Genomic DNA, 21,160 nt, shown 5'->3' on the forward strand with positions numbered 1-21,160 from the left:
CCGATCAGGAGGAAACGTGTACAGCAGTTTGCGCAGGCTCGGGATGGCCGCGGTGATCGCCGTCAGCGTCTCGCTCGTCGCCCCGCTGACCGGCGGGGCGAGCGCGGCACCACGACTGGTCGACGCCGGCTCGCCCGGCCGTGTCACCGACATCGTGGTGCACTCCGACGCCATGAACCGCGACGTCCCGCTCACGGTGATCAAGCCGGCCGACGAGTCCAAGCCCCGCGGGGTGCTCTACCTGCTCAACGGTGCAGGCGGTGGCGAGGACCGGGCCAACTGGCTGGAGAAGACAGACATCGTCGAGTTCACCCGCAACAAGAACCTCTACGTGGTGATCCCGAATGCCGGCCAGTACAGCTACTACACCGACTGGCAGAAGCGCGACCCGGTTCTCGGCGTGCACAAGTGGTCGACCTTCCTGGGCAAGGAGTTGCCCTCGGTCGTCGATGCCACCTACAACACCTCCGGCCGCAATGCCATCGGCGGGATCTCGTCGTCGGCGACGTCGGTGCTCAATCTCGCCATCGAACACCCTGATCTCTACGAGGCCGTCGGCTCCTACAGCGGCTGTCCGACGACGTCCGATCCGTTCGGACAGGAGTACATCCGTCTCGTCGTGGAGGTTCGCGGCGACGGCGACGCCACGAACATGTGGGGTCCCTACGGCGGCGCCGGCTGGCGCGCCCACGATCCCGTGGTCAACGCCGCCAAACTGCGTGGCCAGAACCTCTATATCAGCAACGCCGGCGGCCTGCCCGGACAGTACGACAATCCGCGCTACGTGAAGGACCTCGACACCCTGGCTGACCAGATCGTCGTCGGTGGTGTGATCGAGGGTGCCACGCTGGGATGCACCGTCCAGCTCCTCAATCGTCTCGGTCAGCTGAACATCCCGGCGACCGTGGACCTCCCGCCGGCCGGGACCCACTCATGGCTCTACTGGCAGGACCAGTTGCACCGTTCGTGGCCGTTCTACGAGCGCGCGCTGCGATAGCTCTCGAGCCCGTCGATCCGGGTCGGTCCGACATCGGTGAAACGTCCGTCGCGCAGCTCGACTCGCCGGTCGGCGAGTTCGAGCACCCGACGGTCGTGGGTGATGAGAATCGTCGTCCGGGTGGACGCGACCCCCGCGAGGGTTTCGAGGATCTCGTCCACGGTGTCGTCGTCGAGGCCCGTGGTCGGTTCGTCGAGGACGAGCAGCGGCCGGTTCCGGAGGACCGTGCGAGCCAGCGCGATCCGTTGTCGCTGACCGCCGGACAGGTTCTCTCCGCGTTCGACGACCTCGGCGTCGAGGCCACCGCTCATCCTCGCGATGAAGTCGGCCGCACCCGCGGTCCGCGCCGCGGCGGCGATGTCGGCCCGCGTGGCCGATCCGGAGCCGAAGCTGATGTTCTCGGCGATCGTGCCGCGCATGAGGGCCGGCCGCTGGTGCAGCACCGACATGTGCGCCCGCAATCCGGCCACGTCGAGCTCGCGGATGTCCGTACCGTTCAACCGGATCGTGCCCGCATCGGGGTCGTACAGACGCAGCAGCAGGTAGGCCAGGGTGCTCTTGCCCGCACCGCTGGGACCGGTGATCGCCACGGTCTCCCCCGCGCGGATCTCCAAGTGGGCGTCCTCGAGGACCCGGAACTCGTTGTCCGGGTATGTGAAAGACACTCCGCTCAGCACCAGACTCGCCGGGCTGGATGACAAGCCTGAGCATCCCGCGGCGAGAGTCGGCTCGGTGACCCGGGTTTCGGTCACACCGGCTTCGGCGGCCCCCACCGGTGCGTCGAGGACCTGGGCCACCCGTTCGGCGCTCGCGGTCGCGGAGGTGACCTCGACGGCCAGGCCGCCCAGCGTCTGGATCTGCGGGTAGAGGTACCCGAGATAACCGGTCAGGGCGATGAGTGTGCCCAATTGCGCAGCGCCGCCGGAGATCTGCCACGCCCCGAATGCGATGACCGCGATCATGCACAGCACCTCGACGACGGTGACCGCCTCTGCGAACGCCGCGTCCGCTCGCAACTCCGACATCCGGGCGTCCCGCCATCGTCGGCTCTGGTCCCCGACGCGGCGCCGATGACTCGATGTCTGATTGTCGGCCTGTAGCGCCAGCATGTTGCCGATCCCCTCGGCGACGAGCGAACTGATCTGCCCGGCGGCCTCCCGTTCCCGACGCGAGGCACGTTTCACCGCGCCACCGAATCGTCGCGCGATCAGCCAGAGCAGCGGCGCGAGGATCGCCGCGATCAGGGCGAGCTGCCAGTTCGTCACGAACGCGGCGAGCCCGTAGACGATCACGCTCACCGCGGCGACGACGCCGGCCACCACTCCCGACGACAACAGGCTGTCGATCGCCTCGACGTCGCCGGTGTTGCGCGACACCAGGTCCCCGCCTCCGAACCTGCTCCGCACATGCGGTGCGAGCCGCTGGGTGTGCGTATACAACTGATCGCGGAGGCGCAGGAGAACCGTCTCGGTGACGTCTCCGGTGAGAACTCCACCGGCATACGACGAGACCGCACCGAGCAACGACATCCCGACCCAGACCATCATCGGCGTTCCGAGCGCGCTCAGGTCGCCGGCCACGAGCACATCGTCGACGATGTGGCCGAACAGCGCGACGGTGACCACCGTGGTGCCGACCTGCACGAGGTGCGCGATGACGGCGACGGCAAGTCGCCACCGTAAGCCGGTGAGCAGGGGCGCGAACCGACGTATGGTCGCCGGCACGGACAGTGCGGATGGCCGGGCACCGGACGCCGGCACGCGCTCTCCCGACTCCTCCGCTGACAGATCGTCAGCGGTTCTCGATTCGGTCGCGGTGCACACTGCTCTCCTCGCTCCTCACCGGCGGGATGGCACCGCCGCGACCGAGACTACGACCGATGACCGTTGAAAACCCAAGCGAGACGGCCGGTTACAGGAGACTCACAGCGACACCGCAGCAGCCGGACAACACAACACCGCGGGGCGGGAACCCGTTCGGATTCCCGCCCCGCGGTGTGGAAATGAGTTGATCAGCCGAGGCTGAAGTGCTTGCCGTTGAGGACAACGACACCCTTCACGGCGTCGGTGCTGACCGTCACCTGGACGAAGGCGCGAGCCGCGGCGTAGCCGGCGCAGCTCTCGACCTTGAACTGCTGCTGGCTGTAGGCCACGCCGCCCTTCTGTCCCTTGAAGGAGTAGGCGTTCAGCTCGTAGTCCTTGTAGGAGGTGTCCGAGCCGGAGGTCTCGTTGATGAGCCACACACGATTGACCTCGCCCGGGCCGAGCGAGACCCCGGCGCCGACCGAGTCGCCGTCGAGACCGCCGCCCGCGGTGATGTTCGACGGGTCGCTGTAGTCGACGCCGCCCGAGACACCGGGAACGCTGACGTCGGGTCCGCCGAAGTTGACCTGGCAACCGACGTCGTAGCCGACCTTGATCGAGCCGCCCTCGGCCTTACCGCCGACGGTGACCCGGACCTTGCCCGACAGCCACACCTCGCGGGTGGTGGGGACGTTGCTGATCGGACGCTGCACGTTGACGTACTCGTCGAACAGCTGGACGGTGACGGGGGTGCCGTCGACCAGGGTCTTGGTGATGGTGCCGCCCGGCAGCGGACCGGCGGTGGCGCCACCGGCACCCAGGCTGGTGAGGCCCATCGCGACGGCACCGGCAAGACCGGCCGCCGCAACCACGCGACGCGTGATGTTCTTCTTCATGATTCCCCTTCGTGGAATATCGATCTGCTCAGGGCAGATAAGTCAGGTAGAGCTTGTTATCTGCGCCCAGATCAACCGATGCTGAAGGGCTTGCCGTACAGGGTGGACTGGATGAGGGTGCCCTCGCCGCTCAGCGAACCGTCGTCGGTGCTGTAACCCTTGGCGCCGATGGTCTTCACGGCCGAACGAGCCGAGGCGTATCCGCCGCACTTGTTGAGGTTGAACGACAGCTGCGACAGCTGGATGGCTGCGACGCCCGAATCGGAGAAGTCCTTGTCGGTGATGTCGACGACCGCGACCTGGCCCGGAGCCAGCGGCAGGCCGAGCTCACCGGACAGCGTGGTGGCCGACAGGCTGATCGCGCCGCTCAGGTCCAGCGTGATGCCGCTGACGTCGACCTGGCAGCCGACGATGTACTTCACGGCCAGGTTTCCACCGACGCCGGCAGATGCCTTGGCGGTGTAGGTACCCGAGATCACGAAGCCACGCGACGCGGGGTTGTTCGCCACGGTCGGGATCGGGTAGGAGGCCTCACCGGTCCGCCACGTCTGGATGGACTCGCCGTCGATGCCGGTGGCGTTCTTGTAACCGTTCGGCAGCGGCGCACCTGCCGCTTCGCCGACGCCCATGCCGGCCAGGCCCACGACCGCGGCCGAGGCGATCGCGACCGCGCCCGCGGCGCGGCGCAGCCCAAGCTTGCTGAACTTGCTCATTCGTTCCCTCTCACAGGATTCGGCTGTTACCCCGCGGAATGCACTCACACCCGCAAGTCATGACCCTCGACGTTCGATGGGCTTCCACACAGTTACCACTAAGCGTGCTCTTACGCATGTCTTAGCTGTCGTTAAGAATCCATCGAATTCCTGGTCGTTGCTGCGTTGCCTTCGCAGACAGATCGCAGGACTACCCCCGGTCCCCGACTCTGGGGACCGGCGTGTCGTCGAGCCGAACGTTATCGGAGCGGTCTCAAGTGGGGCAACAGGAGGACTCGAGCGTGTCACGAACAGGCCACGCACCATAGTGAATGTTCAATCCGCCAGCGATAGAACACCGAAAGTTAACGACAGGAAAACACGCTGCTGTGCATACGTGCCAAGAGCCGCCCGTCAGCCGTGGTGAGGCGGCCGCTGGGCTTCGAACCATTCCTTAGAACGCCCTGTGTGATGTTCGTCACTCTCATCTGAAGTCAGTTCAGGGAGGTCGTCTCCGAACACCGCGTCGAGTCGACGACGCCGCGCAGCTCGGTGCTGCGCGGCGTCATCATCGCTGCTCATCGCGGATTTTTCGGGGCCTGAAGGCTCGGTCGTCATCGGGTCAGACGTCCAGAAGAGAGGGATTTGTCACGAGTTAACCTGGGATTTTCTTCGCATTGCTGAACAGATTTTTCTGCCGAAAACGGGCCCTCGCTACGACCCGCTCAGAACTCGCTGATCGCTTCGATCACGTGTTTGGCGAGGGGTGCCGCGGTTGCCATGCCGTCGCGCACGGCCGCTCGTGAGTTCGCCAGATTCACCACGAGAGTCTGTCCACTGATTCCAGCCAGCCCGCGCGAAAGTCCGCCGTCGGTGGCTCCCGCGGCGAGACCGGAGCTGCGGACGGCCTCTTCGATACCGCGCAGACGTCGATCCAGGAGGGGTTCGGTGGCCTCGGGCGTCACATCCCGGGCGCCGACGCCCACCCCGCCCACCGACACCACGAGGTCCACTCCACCGATCACCGCGGTGTTGAGCGCGTTGCGGATCTCCACCTCGTCCCCGGAGACGACCACGGCGGCGTCGACGTGGAATCCGGCCTCGGCCAGCAACTCGCTCACGAGGGGGCCGAGCAGACGCTGGTCTTCGCCATGAGCCGCCTCGTCGTCGACCACGACGACCAGCGCCCGGCCGATCTCCTCACCCTGTGGGCGATGTGTGGCCTGCTCGTGACGCGCGACGAATTCACGCGCCGCGGCGTCGGCGGCGACCACGTCCGCGGGGTCGACCGGACCCGGACCGCCCGCGAGACGGACGTTGAGTGCGTTCTCGTCGAGGTCGGTCTCGGCGGAGACGGCGGTGTTACCCGGTGTGCGCGAAGCGGCGTCGGACATGACAGGCCCTTTCTATGGGTGTGACCGTCGAAACGGTTGTTCGTGCTGCACTGCACCGCCGCCCGGGTGGGGCGTCGGTGCAGCCTCCTCGATGCAGTTGTTCGGCCGGCGGACGCGATTCCGCCTGCTGTCGCCGGTCAGCCGACCTCGAGCGTCCCGAGCTTCACCTGTGCGGTCTTGGTCGCTCCGTTGTCCACGTAGGTGACGGTGACCGTGTCGCCCGGGGCGTGCGACCGGACCGCGGCCACGAGGGCGTCCCCGGAGGAGATGACGCGGTCGTCCACCTTGGTGATGACCGCGTCGTCGGGGATGCCCGCGCTTGCCGCCGGGCCGCCGGGAGTCACCGCGGTGACGACGGCACCCGGCGCGTCGGATGCTCCGCTCGGCCGCACCGACACCCCGATGTTGGCGTGGCTGGCCTTGCCGGTCGATTCGAGCTCCCTGGCCACTCGGATGGCCTGGTCGATCGGGATCGCGAACCCGAGTCCGATGCTGCCACCGGCCTGTTGCTCGGCACCGCCGAGGGTGGCGATGGCGGTGTTGATCCCGATCAGGGCGCCACGTGCGTTCACGAGTGCACCGCCGGAGTTGCCCGGGTTGATCGCCGCGTCGGTCTGGATGGCGTCGATGACCGAGGTGGTGTTGGTTCCGGGGTCGCGCGAGGTCAGCACCGGTCGGTTGAGTGCGCTGATGATCCCGGTCGTGACGGTGCCGGCGAGCCCGAGCGGCGAGCCGATGGCGATCACGTCCTGTCCGACGGCGAGGTTGTTCGAGTTGCCGACGGTGATCGGTGTCAGGTCATCGCGGTCGACCTTGATGACCGCGATGTCGGAGATGGGGTCGGCGCCGAGGACTCGGGCCTCGGACCGGGAACCGTCGGCGAAGTTGACCGCGACCCTCGACGCCGGGCCGTCACCCCCCGCACTGACGACGTGGTTGTTCGTCATGATGACGCCGTCGTCGCTGAGGACGACACCCGAACCGGAGCCCATCGCGCCGCCGGACGCGACCTCGATGGAGACCACCGACGGGGTCACCCGCGCCGCGACCTCTTGGACGGAGCCGGCCGGCGCGGCGACCGGTGCGGTGTTGCTGTTGCCGGGATCGCCACCCAGCGGGCCGCTGCTGGTGCTGGAACCGCCGTCGGAATCGGCCAGGTTGTATCCGGCGACACCACCCGCGCCGCCCGCGACCAACGCCAGGACGAGTGCGCCCACACCCAGGGCGACGAGGCGTCCGCCACCCTTCTTCTTGGCGGGTGCGGCGGGCGACCCGTCCGCGCCCTGGCCTCCGAAGCCGGGCTGGGAGCCGGGCTGTGCACCGAACGGGGTCGGACCCGATTGTCCGTATGCGGGGCCCGGGCCGTACTGACCCTGCGGCGGGAACGGACTCGTGCCGGGCCGGCCGTAGGGCGATGTCGGCGCAGTGCCGCCCGGGTAGCCGTGCTGGCCGCCCGGCGCGGGGAAGGACCCGGACGGCGGACCGTAGGAACCGCCCGGTGACGACTCGTTCCCGGGTGCCGCGCGGTGGCCCCCGCCCGGCTGGCCCCCACCGTGTTGACCCCCACCGTGTTGACCACCGCCCTGTTGACCGCCCCCGTAGGAACCGTCACCATGCGAACCGCCAGTCGTCATCTTCGTCTCTTCCTCGTCGGTCCGGCCATGGGCTCGTCTCATGGCCGGTGCTGCTCTGTGTTCCGATGGGCGGGACCGATCACCTCGGCCGCTCACCCGAACTGCGCCTTCGGTCAACCCTAGTGGTCGCACCGGGTGAGTACATTGCCGTTCGCTGTCGCCTGCAGCTGCGCGTCGGCTCCGATGTCACCCGCTTCTCCTCTACTGACGAATCACCTGCGGGGATGGTTCCGCCGCAGTTGCCCGGCCCGGCAGGGTCATCCGGATCAGCGCTCCCCCGAGCGGCGAGGTGTCGGCCACCACGGTGCCGCCGTGTCGTTCGACCACGTGACGCACGATCGCCAGTCCCAGGCCCGATCCCGGCATCGACCGCGACTGGGTCGACCGATAGAACCGCTCGAAGACGAGACCGCGGTCCTCCTCGGGGATTCCGGGGCCGGCGTCGGCCACGGTGAGCTGTGCGCTCGACATGCCGACCTGCGTGAGACCGACACGGACGGTCCGGCCCGGTGGACTCCACTTGGCCGCGTTGTCGAGCACGTTCAGCACCGCACGCGACAGGCCGTGCGCCTCGCCGAACACGAACCACGAGGAGAGATCCACCTCGAACTCGACGTCGTTGCGGCGCCGTCGAACCCGTTCGAGGGCCTGTTCCACGACTTCGGCGAGGTCGACCTCCTCGTAGACCACCTCGGGAGCGTCCTCACGGGCGAGGTCGACGAGATCGCCCACCAGCGTGGACAATTCCTCGATCTGCGCGACCACGTCGGCGCGCAACTCGATCATGTCGTCCTCGGGCACCGCCCGGGCACCCGGCCGGCTCGCGGCGATCAGCAGCTCCAGATTGGTCCGCAACGAGGTCAACGGTGTTCGCAGTTCGTGCCCGGCATCGGCGACGAGACGCGCCTGCCGGTCCCGCGATTCGTCGAGCGCGCGCAGCATCGCGTTGAAGCTGGCGGTGAGCTTGGCCAATTCGTCGTTGCCGGTGACCGGGATCGGCGTCAGGTCGTTGGTTCGGGCGACCCGCTCGACCGCGCGGTTGAGCCGTGCCACCGGGCGTAACCCGGCGCGCGCCACGGTCGTGCCGGCCAGGGCCGCGAGCGCCACCCCGCCACAGCCGACCACGAAGAGCACCCAGGCCAGGCGTTTGAGCACCCGGTCGGTCTGGATGAGGCTCTGCGCCAGCACCAGGGTGTTGCCGTCGTCGAGCTTGCGTGTCAGGACGCGCTGGTTGCGCGTGGTGCGCAGACTCTGCTGTGTGGAACCGGGCACCGACGGCGATCGGACGATGCCGCGTTCCACGTCGTCGAACGGGACCTGGCCGATCAGGTACGTCTCGCCGCCAGGGGTCACCAGCGCGATGGAGATGTTCGTGGAGAACACCGTTCCGGCCACCAGCTGTTCGGGCTGCGAACGCAGCACCCCCGCCCGGGCGAGTGCCGCCATCCCGTCCGCGCGACTCTCCAGCTGCTGGTCGACGTCGTTGTACATCGCGCGGTAGACGACGAAGTAGGCAGCGGCCGCCATCAGGCTCACCGAGACCAGGACGACGGTCGCGGACAGGATCGTCACACGGGTGCGCAGCGACACCGCCCGCATCAGCGGCATCGGCGCCCGCATCTCCTTCTCATCGGATCCGTCACCGGCGCTGTGCCCCGTGAGCGCCCGGGTCAGACGGTCGCGGAGGAGATCCCGCGCCTTCGGCGACGCGGAGTTCGACGACTTCCCCATCACTAGGGCGGCGTCTCCCGGAGGACATATCCGACACCGCGCACGGTGTGGATCAGTCGCGGCTCGCCGTCCGCCTCGGTCTTGCGCCGGAGATATCCGACGTAGACCTCGAGGGCGTTGCCCGACGTCGGGAAGTCGTATCCCCAGACCTCTTCGAGGATGCGGCTGCGCGACAGCACCCGACGCGGGTTGGCCATCAGCATCTCGAGGAGGGCGAACTCGGTGCGGGTCAGGCTGATCGACCGCTCGCCGCGGGTGACGTCGCGGGTGACGGGGTCGAGCGAGAGATCGGCGAAGGTCAGGGTCTCCGAATCCGCGTCGTCCTCGGGCGAGGCACGGCGCAGCAGCGCCCGCAACCGGGCGAGGAGTTCTTCGAGCGCGAACGGTTTGGGTAGGTAGTCGTCGGCCCCGGCGTCGAGACCCGACACCCGCTCGGACACCGAGTCGCGTGCGGTCAGCACCAGGATGGGAAGGTCGTCACCGGCGGAGCGGAGCCGGCGGCACACCTCGAGCCCGTCGAGCCGCGGCATCATGACGTCGAGGATCACCACGTCGGGCCGGTCGGCCAGGATCTTCTCGAGTGCCTCGATGCCGTCGCCTGCGGTCTCGACGCTGTAGCCGTTGAAGGTGAGCGACCGTCGCAACGACTCCCGGACGGCCCGATCGTCATCGACCACGAGGATGCGCATGGATACAGTCTTATCCACCCCGGCTGAGATCCGGCTGAGCAACGCCGAAACCCGTCCGTTCACGTGACGGTGTCGGCGCTCACCTGCGGTTCTCACGTCCTTTCACACCCGGGCCCGAGTCCTGTGAGGTCAAGTTGATGGATGCGTAACGCCGGGCTACGGGTCGCGAAACATCGACCTCCGACGCTGGAACCCGTGACCATCCCCGCCCCGACTCGATCCGTCGTGTCCCGATCGGTGATGTCGCTGTGCGCCTATTGCGGCGTCGGCTGCGGCATGGAGATGAAGCTCGACGACGACTCCGACCGGGTCACCAAGACCGTCGGACGATCCGATCATCCGACGAACTTCGGGCGCCTGTGCACCAAGGGATCGACCACCGCGGACATGCTCGCGGCCGGTGGGCGGCTGTCGACTCCCCTCGTCCGGGACGACCGCGGCGGTCAGCTCCGGCCCGCCGAGCTCGACGCCGTCATCACCGACACCGCTCGGCGCCTGCGCACCGTCGTCGACGAGCACGGGCCCGACGCGGTGGCCCTGTACGTCTCGGGTCAGATGTCCCTGGAGGCGCAGTACCTGGCGAACAAACTGGCCAAGGGGTTCCTGCGCACCAACCAGATCGAGTCCAACTCGCGGCTCTGCATGGCCAGCGCCGGGACGGGATACAAGCTGTCGCTGGGGTCCGACGGGCCGCCCGGGTCGTATCAGGACTTCGATCACGCCGACGTCTTCCTCGTCATCGGCGCCAACATGGCCGACTGTCACCCGATCCTGTTCCTGCGCATGATGGACCGGGTCAAGGCCGGGGCCAAGCTGATCGTCGTCGACCCGCGACGCACCGCGACCGCCGACAAAGCCGACCTGTTCCTGCAGATCCGGGCCGGTACCGATCTCGCCTTCCTCAACGGATTGCTGCATCTGCTGATCGAGAACGGCCACACCGACGAGGATTTCATCGCGTCCTTCACCGACGGCTTCGACCAGATACCCGAGTTCGCCGCGCAGTACCCGCCCGACGTCGTCGAGTCGATAACCGGCATCCCGGCATCGGACCTGCGGGCCGCCGCCGAGCTCATCGGGAGCGCACCCAACTGGATGAGCTGCTGGACGATGGGCCTCAACCAGTCCACCCACGGGACGTGGAACACCAACGCGCTCATCAACCTCCACCTCGCCACCGGCGCGATCTGCCGCCTCGGCAGCGGGCCGTTCTCGCTGACCGGACAGCCGAATGCCATGGGCGGCCGCGAGATGGGTTACATGGGTCCTGGCCTACCCGGCCAGCGCGCCGTGGTGTCCGCGGCCGATCGTGAATACGTCGAGGACATCTGGGGCGTCCCGGCCGGGACGTTGCGCGCCGACGTCGGTGCCGGCACCATCGACATGTTCCGGCGAATGGCCGACGGCGAGATCAAGGCGTGCTGGATCATCTGCACCAATCCCGTTGCCTCGGTGGCCAACCGAAAGACGGTCATCGAGGGTCTCGAACGCGCCGACCTCGTGATCACCCAGGACACCTTCGTCGAGACCGAGACCAACCAGTACGCCGACGTAGTTCTCCCCGCGACGCTGTGGTCGGAATCGACCGGTGTGATGGTCAATTCCGAACGCAACCTCACCCTGTTCGAACCCGCGCTCGACGCACCCGGACAGGCGATCCCGGACTGGCAGATGATCGCACGCATCGCCGCCGAGATGGGATATGCCGACGCCTTCGACTATTCGAGCGCCGAGGAGGTGTTCGAGGAGATCAGGCGGTTCGCGAACCCGAACACCGGTTACGACCTGCGCGGGGTCACTTACGACCGGCTGCGCCGGACGCCCATGCAGTGGCCGTGCCCACCGGCGTCCGACGACGAACCCGATCCGGCCGAGACCGGCGCCCGCAACCCGATCCGGTATCTCAACGACGGTCGCAGCCAGACACTGCACCGCCTCGACGACGGAACGGTGCCGCGCCTGGCCTTCGCCACCGCCACCCGCCGCGCGCAGTTCTTCGCCCGTCCCCACATCGACGCGGCCGAGATGCCCGACGACGACTATCCGTTCCTGCTCAACACGGGCCGGTTGCCCCATCAGTGGCACACCATGACCAAGACCGGACGGGTGGCCAAGCTCAACAAACTGAATCCGGAACCCTTCGTCGAGATACACCCGGACGACGCCGCCCGGCTGAGCATCACGGCCGAGGACAAGGTCGAGGTCGCGTCGCGGCGGGGCCGGGCGGTACTCCCCGCACGGATCTCCGACCGCGTCCGGCCCGGCAACTGCTTCGTACCGTTCCACTGGAACGACGTCTTCGGTGAGCACCTCGCGATCAACGCCGTCACCTCCGATGCGGTGGACCCGCTGTCGCAGCAACCGGAGCTGAAGGTGTGCGCGGTGACCCTGATCCGGGTGCCGGGTGCGCGCGGGAACACCGACGTGGTGCCGGCCGCCGCCGCCGGGTCGACGACACTCGCTCAGGCACTGGGGGTTTCCGACGTGGCGGCGCCCGCGATGACCCCGACCGAGCGGCTCTACCTCGCCGGGCTGGCGGCCGGGATGGGCGCGTCCCCCTCGGGCACTCCGGTCCTGCCGGCCGATGCGCCACTGGGCGCCGAGCTCCGCATCTGGGCGTCGGGCGTACTCGCAGGCCTGTACTCCCGCGGCACGGCGGCACCCGATGCGGGCCTCCCCCACGACGATTCGTCACCGTCCGAACCCGGCACCGACACCGACACCGTGACCGTGCTGTGGGCCTCCCAGATGGGCAACGCCGAAGAGCTCGCCGTGGAAACGGCCGAACGGGTGAAGGCCAGTGGGCTCCGGGTGGATGCCCGGTCCATGGACGACGTCGAGGTCGGCGAACTGAAGGGCACCGCCCTGTTCGTCACCTCGACCACCGGAGACGGTGACCCACCGGACAACGGCACGTCCTTCTGGGACGCCCTGAATTCCGAAGATGCACCCGACCTGTCCGGGGTGGACTACGCGGTGCTGGCGCTCGGCGACTCCAACTACGACGACTTCTGCGGACACGGACGCAAACTCGACACACGCATCGGCGAACTGGGAGGTCGGCGACTGCTCGAGCGTGTCGACTGCGAACCCGACTTCGAGGAGACGGCGGGCGGTTGGCTGACCGAGGTCATCCGCGCGATCAGCATGTCGAACCGGGCACCCACCTCCGGGATGACCGACGACCGCGTGACCGTGGTCAGCGAACCGGCCGACTCCGCAGCGGCACCGTCGGTGCGTTCCGCGCCGGCCTACTCGCGTAAGAAGCCGCTGCGCACCTCGCTCGTGCGGAACGTCAAGCTCAACGCCGAGGGGTCCGGAAAAGACGTGCGCAACTTCGGGTTCCGACTCCCCGCGGACACCCTGTCCTATCAGGCCGGTGACGCACTGGGCGTGTGGCCGCGCAACGATCCGGCACTCGTCGGGGAGTTCCTCGAGCGCACCGGCCTCGACGCCGACGCGTCGGTGACCGTGGCGGGTGAGGACCTACCCCTGCACGCGGCCCTGGGCGAGCGGATCGAGTTCGCCCGCGTGACACCCGATCTCGTCCGCTTCGTCGCCGACCGTTCCGACTCCGCCGACCTCAAGACCCTCATCGCCGCCGGGAACAAGCAACAGTTCAACGAGTGGGCATGGGGACGACAGTCGGTGGACGTCCTGGCCGATCATCCCGTCTCCGCGGACGTCGAGGAATGGATGCACGTCCTCAAGCCGATGGTGCCGCGGTCGTATTCGATCTCGTCGAGCCCGCTGGAGAGTCCCGACGAAGTGCAGCTGACGGTGTCGGCGGTGCGGTACAACCGGTTCGGGACGCCGCGGGGTGGTGTCTGTTCGACCTTCCTCGCCGACCGTGCCGACGACGAGGTCGGCGTCTTCGTCACCTCCACCACCCACTTCCGGCCGCCGGCCGATCCCGACACGCCGATGATCATGATCGGCCCCGGCACCGGCATCGCCCCGTTCCGCGGGTTCCTGCGCGAACGGGAGGCGCTGGGACACAACGGGAAGAACTGGTTGTTCTTCGGCGAGCAGTACTCGGCCACCGACTTCTACTATCGCGACGAGCTGACGACCATGCTCGGCGACGGACTGCTGACCCGCCTCGACGTGGCGTTCTCCCGCGACCAGGACCGCAAGATCTACGTCCAGGACCGCATGCGCGAGCACGGCGAAGAGCTCTACCAGTGGTTGCACGACGGCGCGCACGTGTACGTCTGCGGGGACGCGACGCGGATGGCCAAGGACGTCGATGCCGCACTGAAAGGCATTGTCGCGCAGTATGGCCGGCGCTCCCCCGCGAGTGCCGAGTCCTACGTCAAGGCACTCGCGGCCGACAAGCGGTACGTGCGGGACGTGTACTGACGGCCGTCCCACCGCTCGCTGCACCCCACATTCTCCCCGAGGGGCGATAGCGACGAGTCCCCGCTCCCTGAGGAGCGAGGAGCGATAGCGTCGAGCCACGAAGGGCACCGCAACCCGACGCCCACAAACCCCGCGACCTGCCCACCAAGCAACGCGCCCCACATGCTCCCTGAGGTGCGAGGAGCGAAAGCGACGAGCCACGAAGGGCACCGCAACCCGACGCCCACAAACCCCGCGACCTGCCCACCAAGCAACGCGCCCCACATGCTCCCTGAGGTGCGAGGAGCGAAAGCGACGAGCCACGAAGGGCGCCGCAACTCAGCTACTCCTTTCCACAACCAGTTGAGCCGGGAGCAGCTTGTCCACATGCGACATCGGTGGCCGTGACGGCGTTGCGGCATCCTCGATGATGATGCGATGGCATGGGTGTACATCCTCGAGTGCGCGGACGGGACGTATTACGTCGGAAGCACACGTGACCTCGACAACCGGTTACGGCAGCACAGCTCCGCACAGGTGGGTTTCACGGCTCGACGTCGGCCGGTGTCGCTGGCGTGGTCAGTCGAACTGTCACTCGACGATGCCTACGCGATCGAGCGACGGATCCACGGCTGGTCTCGAGCAAAGAAGAAGGCATTGATCGACGGTGACATCGATCTGCTTCGCAGCCGCGCCAGCCGACGGAGCGAACGCCCGCGCGACCCCGGCGTCGGAGCTTGACAGTTCCTGCGCAGAAGTCGTTCGGCGTGGTCGCCAGCCCTTCGAGGCTCGTCGCTATCGCTCCTCGCACCTCAGGGAGCAATGGTTGCGGCCGCTATCGCTCCTCGCACCTCAGGGAGCAATGGCTGCGGCCACTACCGCTCCTCGCACCTCAGGGAGCAATGGTTACTGCGGCCGCTATCGCTCCTCGCACCCCTAGGGAGCTCCACGCTCCCTAGGGCCAGATCACGATCTCGCCGTCCCGGTCCTCGACCCGGTAGACACCGACCGAACCGACGTCGTCCGACGTGCACCGACCGTCGGCGAGGCCGAAGGCGTACTGGTGCAACGGACAGACGACCTTGCCGAGGTCGAATTGCCCATCGGCCAGCGGCCCCCCGCGGTGAGGGCAGACGGCGTCGGTGGCTCGCAGGGTCCCGTCGGTCAGCCGGAATACCGCGATCTGTTTGTCCTGCACCGCATATGCTCGACTCTCGCCGAGCTGCAGATCCTCCATGGGGCCCACGACGACGCCGGAGCCCACCGACACGCTGGTCATCGAACCGGCACCTGGGGCAGCGGAAGCAACGGCAGCGCCGACGTGAACTGCGCGGGCGATTTCGGCTCGGCGCGATCGAGCCACGGATCGACATAGGCCTCGACCGCGGCGTCGATCCCCTCCTGCAGCCCGGCGACCAGTCCGTCACGATCGTCGACGATGATCGCGCGGAGTTCCTCGATGCCGATGCGGGGGACGAACGCGTACGTCCGCTCCAGCCACTTGCCCTGCTCTCGGTAGTACTGGATGAAGATCCCGCACAACCGGATCACCTCATCAGCCGAGTCGACCGTCGCCAGGAGGTCACCCTTGCGGATGTGGGCGCCGGCGGCGCCACCGACGTAGATCTCCCACTTGCCGTCGCCGATCGCGACCACGCCGAAGTCCTTGCACAGCGCCTCGGCACAATTGCGCGGACACCCGGTCACCGCTAGTTTGAGCTTCGCCGGCGACTCCAGGCCCTGATAGCGCGTTTCGATGTCGATGCCGAGTTGCGTCGAATCGCCGAGTCCGAAACGGCAGTAGTCGGTACCCACACAGGTTTTCACGGTCCGGAAACTCTTGCCGTAGGCGTACCCCGACGGCATGCCGAGATCCTCCCAGACCTTCGGCAGGTCTTCCTTCTTCACACCGAGGAGGTCCAGTCGCTGCCCACCGGTCGCCTTGATCATCGGGATCGAGTACTTCTCGGCGACGTCGGCGATCTTGCGCAACTGATCGGGTGAGGTCACCCCGCCCTTCATCTGTGGCACCACCGAGAACGTGCCGTCGCGCTGGATGTTGGCGTGCACTCGGTCATTGACGAACAGGGCGCCGGGTTCACGCTTCCAGTCCGAACCCCAGATGATCCGCAACAGCGACGCGAGCGGCATCTTGGCCGTGGCGTCTTCGCCGCCGGGTGCGAGTTTGTCGAACACCTCACTGACCGACCGCAGGTTCTGTCGTCGAATGGCATCGATGAGTTCGGGTTTCGTCAACGGGATCGCCGGGACGTACCAGTCCGCGGACGCGTCGGCGGTGAGCGCGTCGCCCGCGGCCAGTTCGACGATGTCGGCGACGAGGCCCTTGCACGACCCACAACCCTTGCCGGCGCGGGTCTTCGCACACACATCGCCCACGCTCGTGCATCCCGAAGCCACGCAGGCCACGATGTCACCCTTGGTGACGCCGTTGCAGTTGCACACCTGCACATCGTCGGAGAGCTCGGCCGCGCCGGTCTCGGCGCTCGGTGTCCCCATGTCGAACAGCATGGAGATGCGTTCGTCCGGAAGCGGAACCTTCTCGTCGAAGGCCTGGGTGAGGAAGTTGGCCTTCGAGATGTCACCCAGCAGCATGGCGCCGATCAGCTTGTTGTCGCGGACCACCACGCTCTTGTAGACACCGTTGCGCGGTTCGTAGAACTGGACGAACTCGTCGTCCTCGCGTTCGGGACCCTTGACGCCCATCGCGGCGACGTCGACGCCGGCGACCTTCAGCTTCGTTGTCAACCGCGAACCATGGTACTCAGCACGAGGATTCGCCCCGGTCAACACGTCGGCGAGGACCACGGCCTGCTCCCACAGCGGCGCCACGAGTCCGTACAGCTCACTGCGATGTTGCGCGCATTCGCCGACCGAATAGATGAATGCCTCGTCCTCACATCGCATCTGGTCGTCGACCACGATACCGCGCTCGACGACCAACCCGGCACTGCGCGCGATCTCGACGTTCGGCCGGATGCCGGCGGTCACCACGATCATGTCCGCCGGTAACGACTCTCCGTCGGTGAACCCGACACCGGCCACCGTGCCGTCGTCGTTGCGCAGTACCGACGTCGTCCGCTTCCCGGTGTGCACGCCCACGCCGAGGGATTCGATCTTGTTGCGCAGCACCATTCCACCACGCTCGTCGAGCTGCTGGTTCATGAGGTGCCCGGGCGAGTGGACCACGTCGACGGCCACCCCCTGCGTCTGCAGCCCGTACGCGGCCTCCAGTCCGAGCAGGCCACCGCCGATCACCACCGCACGCATGTGGTCACGCGACACCGCCATCTGCAGCATGCCGTTCGTGTCCTCGATGGTGCGGAACCCGAACACCCCCCGCGCCAGTTTGCCGTCGGGCTCTCGCAATCCATCCATGTTCGGGAAGAACGTATGGGATCCGGTCGCGATGATCAGCACGTCGAATTCGATGACCCGGCCACTGGCACAGGTCACGGTCTTCGCGAACCGGTCGATCGATTCGGCGCGGTCGCCCGAGTAGAGCGTGACGTCGTTCTCCCGATACCAGGCCATCGGATTGAGCATGAGGTCGTCGTCGTCGACCGCGGTCTCACCGGACAGCACGTGGCTGAGCATGATCCGGTTGTAGTTGCCGTACGGCTCGTCGCCGATCATCGTGATGGTGAACTGGTCCCGGCCTCCCCGGGAGATGATCTCCTCCACGGTGCGCGCGCCGGCCATGCCGTTGCCGACGACGACCAGGCGCCGCTTCGCCGTCGTGGTGTCGTCCGGCATCAGAAGAGAACCATTCCGAAGTCGACGACGACCTCGCCGCTCGCCCCGTCCGGCGCGGCCAGCACAAGTTCGAGCGTGGAATCGGGGTCCACGTCCTCGACGACCCGCAGTGGCACGTTCACCGACGATCGCGCACCCATCGGGAACATCCGCATGGGTGCCCCGTCGCGCATCAAGGTGACGCAGATCAGTTCGTCGGAGCTGTTGCCGCCACGAAAGTACAAAGGCTGAGCAGTCATTCCCGAGGGAACGACAAAAGACAGCGAAGCGTCGATCGGTCCCGGCTTGGACAGCCCCGTCCCGGAGAACGCATGGACACCCTGCAGGAAGTGTGGAGTGCTCGACATTCCGCCACTATCCGCGAGGCGCATGAAATGCGACTTGCCTCGGTGTTACGGCGGCGTTGTCTGGTTCTCACCGAGCCAGCTCGACGAGGAGAGCGGACGACCCCGCACCCTGACCCGAGGCGAGCGCTCGGTGCTGGACCTCAGGTCCGACGCCACCCCGCCGCGCCCACCATCTCGGCGACCTGGGTGAACTTCACCCGGGGACGGCCCTGTTCGAGGCCACGGCGCCGTTCGTGACGGTCTATGGCACGCATCCCGCGATAGCCGATCACCGTCCGGACGCGCTTGCGCACCAAGGCCCCGAACGCGCCGGGTGCACACTCGGTACGTCGGATACGTCCCGCCGCGGCGTCGGCGATGAAGTCCTCGACGGTCTGCGTCGCGCACATCTTGTTGGCGCCGATCCCGCCGCTGGGTCCGCGCTTGGCCCAGCCGAGCACGTAGCCGCCCGGGATGATCGCGCCCGTCTCGTCGACGAGCCGTCCGTCGACGTTGCTGAAGACACCGCGAGCGTCGTCGAAGGTGAGACCGGGGATCGGGGTGGAGCGGTAACCGATCGAACGGACCACGAGATCGGTGGCGATGTGATGACGCCCTTCGCCGGTACGCACCGTGACGGACTCGACCTGCGAATCCCCGGTGATCTCTTCGGGCCTGCTGTGGAACAAGAACACGATCCTGCGACGATTCGGATCGGCCGGCGCACGGAATCTCGAGAGGTCGGCACTCGAGGCGCCGTCGACGTCGTCGATCACCTCGACCTCGACACCCGGGATCTCTGACAGCGCACGGTATTCGGCCGCGGTGTAGGCCGCGGACGCCTGATCCCGACGACCCAGCAGTACCACTTCGTGTACGTTCTGCTCGGCGAGCAGGTCCAGCGCGCGGTCGGCGATGTCGGTGGTGGCCAACAGTTCCGGCGGAGACACCAGGATTCGCGCGACGTCGAGAGCGACATTGCCCGTACCGACGACCACGGCGCGTCCCATCGCGGGGTCGTCGGCCGTTCCGCGGCGCAGCGGCGGCCCGGCATCGACGCCGGGCACTCCGTTGTACCAGGCCACGAGATCGGTGGCCGATGTCGAACCCGGCAGGTCTTCGCCCGGAATACCCAGTCGCCGTGACTCACTCGCGCCGACCGCGTAGAACACGGCGTCGAAGTGCTCGGCGAGCTCGGCCGGCGTGATCTCATCCGGGCCGTCGCCGACGGTCACATTGGTGAGCATCGTGACGCGCGGGTCACGGTAGAGCAGGTCGAATCCGCGGAGCACTCCCTTGGTGCCCGGGTGATCCGGGGCGACGCCCGCACGCACGAGCCCGCCCGGGGTCGGGAGTTTGTCGATCACGGTGATCCGCGCCTCGGTGCGGTCGAGCAGGGTGCGCAGTGCGTAGCCGCCGGAGGGACCGGTGCCGACCAGCGCGACGCGAAGTCCCGCATCGAGTTTCGGCACATTCGGATAGGTGACGGAGGACTCGGAGTCGTCGCCGATGGGCGCCCAGCCCGAACGGACATCCGGGTTGTTCTTGTAGAAGTCCGCGTTGATGTCGATGAAGACCTTGTCGCGGGTGCCGAGTTTGTCCGCCGGGTAGATGGCGTCGACGGGACACGCATCGGCGCAGGCGCCGCAGTCGATGCAGGCCTCCGGGTCGATGTGCAGGATGTCGGAGCTGCCGAAGCCGCGCTCCTCCGGTGTCGGATGGATGCAGTTGACCGGACACACCGACACGCATGCCGCGTCACTGCAACACGATTGGGTGATGACGAACATCAGAGCATGTGCGCTTTCCGGTAGTACCGCATGGCGGGCTTGGTGAGCAGTCCGACCTCGTCGAGGAACTCCATGAGGTGGGCGCAGCTGCTGCGGATCATCGAATGGAAGTGCGAGTTGCTCCGCATCTCGCGGACCGCGCGGTCGGCGTCGAGCCCGGCGTCCTCGAATGCCTTGCGCTGCACCAGGCTCGTGACGATGTAGTAGGCCCCGACCGAGACGGCGAATGCGCTGAACTGGCGGCGGGCCCAGCTCACGCCCTTCAGCGAATCGCGAACCTCCTCGCGAGCGAACTTCATGTGGCGCGACTCTTCGAGGACGTGGATCTCGTTGACGGTGCGGATGAAGTCCAGCACCCGGTCGTCACGCATGCAGCCGCGCTGGAACACGTCCAGGACCTCTTCGGCCACCAGGATTCCGGCGTAGGCGACCTCGTTCTTCGCGGTCTGCATGAAGATCTTGCCGAGTCGCGAGACCTTCTTCGACGGCCGGTAGGAGGTGCCGACCATCTTCTCCGACGCCTTGGCGAACATCAGCGAGTGACGGCATTCGTCAGCGACCTCGGTGAGGGCGAACTGGAACTCCGAGCCGTGGTAGTCCCCGAGGTACTGGTCGCGGATCACCATCTCCTGGAGGATCATCTCGAACCAGATGCCGATGTTCATGATCGAGGCGAACTCGTGGCGCGTCACCGAGATGCGCTGTTCCTCGGTGAGCTCGTCCCAGTACTCGGTGCCGTACAGCGACGACCATTCCGGGCTGCAGCCGTACTTGGTCGGGTCCATCGGCCTGGACCAGTCGATCTCGGTCATCGCGTTACGTGAGAGCCGGGCAGCTGACGCCAGCAGTCGTGCGGACACCTCTTCGGTGCCCTCGTCACGCAGGCTGATGACATTCTCTGTGCGTTCCATCGCGGCGGTCATGGAGAACTCGCTTCCGGTCGTCGTCGATCGTGACAATGATCGATGTAATGACAATGCGTGTTGTCAAGATAGCACCGCTGTGTGACCGAGTAAACGAATCGGCGAATATACTCACCGGTAAGTTCGGCTCACAGGCCGATCGTCGCAGGTCATCGCGTCGGAGTTGTCCCG

At 67.2% G+C, this 21,160-nt stretch carries 15 protein-coding genes; 3 read left to right on the forward strand and 12 right to left on the reverse strand.

The annotated features are described in order from the left end of the window. The first annotated feature begins 16 nt into the window (after window positions 1-16). Window positions 17-997, forward strand: coding sequence for an alpha/beta hydrolase (locus AMD30_RS08495; RefSeq protein ID WP_014925891.1), 981 nt, complete (start codon window positions 17-19; stop codon window positions 995-997). Here AMD30_RS08495 and AMD30_RS08500 read toward each other — a convergent pair. The 7 genes from AMD30_RS08500 to AMD30_RS08530 all read right to left on the reverse strand — a co-directional run bounded on the left by AMD30_RS08500 (window position 976) and on the right by AMD30_RS08530 (window position 9,835). Next, window positions 976-2,820, reverse strand: a complete 1,845-nt coding sequence (locus AMD30_RS08500; RefSeq protein WP_055475332.1) for an ABC transporter ATP-binding protein — start codon at window positions 2,818-2,820, stop codon at window positions 976-978. The genes AMD30_RS08495 and AMD30_RS08500 overlap by 22 nt on opposite strands. Window positions 2,821-3,008: 188 nt before the next feature. Further along, window positions 3,009-3,695, reverse strand: a complete 687-nt coding sequence (locus AMD30_RS08505) for an MspA family porin (RefSeq protein WP_010843497.1) — start codon at window positions 3,693-3,695, stop codon at window positions 3,009-3,011. 71 nt (window positions 3,696-3,766) lie between these two features. Beyond that, window positions 3,767-4,408: an MspA family porin gene (locus AMD30_RS08510; protein WP_055475333.1), complete on the reverse strand. Its 642-nt coding sequence runs from the start codon at window positions 4,406-4,408 to the stop codon at window positions 3,767-3,769. Between the two features lie 704 nt (window positions 4,409-5,112). Beyond that, window positions 5,113-5,781, reverse strand: coding sequence for a MogA/MoaB family molybdenum cofactor biosynthesis protein (locus AMD30_RS08515; RefSeq protein WP_010843499.1), 669 nt, complete (start codon window positions 5,779-5,781; stop codon window positions 5,113-5,115). Between the two features lie 137 nt (window positions 5,782-5,918). Further along, entirely contained in the window at window positions 5,919-7,415 is a 1,497-nt protein-coding gene (locus AMD30_RS08520) for a trypsin-like peptidase domain-containing protein (protein ID WP_014925889.1), read from the reverse strand. A gap of 201 nt (window positions 7,416-7,616) precedes the next feature. Further along, window positions 7,617-9,146: a sensor histidine kinase gene (locus AMD30_RS08525; protein ID WP_231632663.1), complete on the reverse strand. Its 1,530-nt coding sequence runs from the start codon at window positions 9,144-9,146 to the stop codon at window positions 7,617-7,619. A gap of 2 nt (window positions 9,147-9,148) precedes the next feature. After that, window positions 9,149-9,835, reverse strand: coding sequence for a response regulator transcription factor (locus AMD30_RS08530; RefSeq protein ID WP_010843502.1), 687 nt, complete (start codon window positions 9,833-9,835; stop codon window positions 9,149-9,151). A 240-nt stretch (window positions 9,836-10,075) separates the two neighbouring features. Between AMD30_RS08530 and AMD30_RS08535 the strand changes: the two genes are divergently transcribed. Both AMD30_RS08535 and AMD30_RS08540 read left to right on the forward strand, forming a co-directional pair. Beyond that, the gene (locus AMD30_RS08535; RefSeq protein WP_055475366.1) at window positions 10,076-14,197 is read left to right on the forward strand and encodes a bifunctional nitrate reductase/sulfite reductase flavoprotein subunit alpha; all 4,122 of its coding nucleotides are present in this window, start codon (window positions 10,076-10,078) and stop codon (window positions 14,195-14,197) included. Between the two features lie 417 nt (window positions 14,198-14,614). After that, window positions 14,615-14,917, forward strand: coding sequence for a GIY-YIG nuclease family protein (locus tag AMD30_RS08540; protein WP_055475335.1), 303 nt, complete (start codon window positions 14,615-14,617; stop codon window positions 14,915-14,917). Between the two features lie 214 nt (window positions 14,918-15,131). Here AMD30_RS08540 and AMD30_RS08545 read toward each other — a convergent pair whose 3' ends face one another. The 5 genes from AMD30_RS08545 to AMD30_RS08565 all read right to left on the reverse strand — a co-directional run bounded on the left by AMD30_RS08545 (window position 15,132) and on the right by AMD30_RS08565 (window position 20,989). Next, window positions 15,132-15,455, reverse strand: coding sequence for a Rieske (2Fe-2S) protein (locus AMD30_RS08545; protein ID WP_055475336.1), 324 nt, complete (start codon window positions 15,453-15,455; stop codon window positions 15,132-15,134). Beyond that, window positions 15,452-17,950: a nitrite reductase large subunit NirB gene (nirB, locus tag AMD30_RS08550; RefSeq protein ID WP_055475337.1), complete on the reverse strand. Its 2,499-nt coding sequence runs from the start codon at window positions 17,948-17,950 to the stop codon at window positions 15,452-15,454. Before nirB ends, AMD30_RS08545 begins: the two co-directional genes overlap by 4 nt. After that, window positions 17,950-18,297, reverse strand: a complete 348-nt coding sequence (locus tag AMD30_RS08555) for a hypothetical protein (RefSeq protein ID WP_010843507.1) — start codon at window positions 18,295-18,297, stop codon at window positions 17,950-17,952. The genes nirB and AMD30_RS08555 overlap by 1 nt, the downstream gene beginning before the upstream one ends. Before the next feature lie 140 nt (window positions 18,298-18,437). After that, window positions 18,438-20,066, reverse strand: coding sequence for an FAD-dependent oxidoreductase (locus AMD30_RS08560; RefSeq protein WP_055475338.1), 1,629 nt, complete (start codon window positions 20,064-20,066; stop codon window positions 18,438-18,440). After that, window positions 20,066-20,989, reverse strand: a complete 924-nt coding sequence (locus AMD30_RS08565; protein WP_055475339.1) for an AurF N-oxygenase family protein — start codon at window positions 20,987-20,989, stop codon at window positions 20,066-20,068. The genes AMD30_RS08560 and AMD30_RS08565 overlap by 1 nt, the downstream gene beginning before the upstream one ends. Window positions 20,990-21,160: the final 171 nt, after the last annotated feature.

The organism is Gordonia sp. HS-NH1 (genome assembly GCF_001418765.1).
Lineage (GTDB): Bacteria > Actinomycetota > Actinomycetes > Mycobacteriales > Mycobacteriaceae > Gordonia.

What these genes read in the sequence shown, in the direction of transcription:
- AMD30_RS08505 (WP_010843497.1), bottom strand. Translation starts at nt 3,695, where the DNA reads ATGAAGAAGAACATCACGCGTCGCGTGGTTGCGGCGGCCGGTCTTGCC.
- AMD30_RS08510 (WP_055475333.1), bottom strand. Translation starts at nt 4,408, where the DNA reads ATGAGCAAGTTCAGCAAGCTTGGGCTGCGCCGCGCCGCGGGCGCGGTC.
- AMD30_RS08515 (WP_010843499.1), bottom strand. Translation starts at nt 5,781, where the DNA reads ATGTCCGACGCCGCTTCGCGCACACCGGGTAACACCGCCGTCTCCGCC.
- AMD30_RS08520 (WP_014925889.1), bottom strand. Translation starts at nt 7,415, where the DNA reads ATGACGACTGGCGGTTCGCATGGTGACGGTTCCTACGGGGGCGGTCAA.
- AMD30_RS08525 (WP_231632663.1), bottom strand. Translation starts at nt 9,146, where the DNA reads ATGGGGAAGTCGTCGAACTCCGCGTCGCCGAAGGCGCGGGATCTCCTC.
- AMD30_RS08530 (WP_010843502.1), bottom strand. Translation starts at nt 9,835, where the DNA reads ATGCGCATCCTCGTGGTCGATGACGATCGGGCCGTCCGGGAGTCGTTG.
- AMD30_RS08535 (WP_055475366.1), top strand. Translation starts at nt 10,076, where the DNA reads ATGTCGCTGTGCGCCTATTGCGGCGTCGGCTGCGGCATGGAGATGAAG.
- AMD30_RS08540 (WP_055475335.1), top strand. Translation starts at nt 14,615, where the DNA reads ATGGCATGGGTGTACATCCTCGAGTGCGCGGACGGGACGTATTACGTC.
- AMD30_RS08545 (WP_055475336.1), bottom strand. Translation starts at nt 15,455, where the DNA reads ATGACCAGCGTGTCGGTGGGCTCCGGCGTCGTCGTGGGCCCCATGGAG.
- nirB (WP_055475337.1), bottom strand. Translation starts at nt 17,950, where the DNA reads ATGCCGGACGACACCACGACGGCGAAGCGGCGCCTGGTCGTCGTCGGC.
- AMD30_RS08555 (WP_010843507.1), bottom strand. Translation starts at nt 18,297, where the DNA reads ATGTCGAGCACTCCACACTTCCTGCAGGGTGTCCATGCGTTCTCCGGG.
- AMD30_RS08560 (WP_055475338.1), bottom strand. Translation starts at nt 20,066, where the DNA reads ATGTTCGTCATCACCCAATCGTGTTGCAGTGACGCGGCATGCGTGTCG.
- AMD30_RS08565 (WP_055475339.1), bottom strand. Translation starts at nt 20,989, where the DNA reads ATGACCGCCGCGATGGAACGCACAGAGAATGTCATCAGCCTGCGTGAC.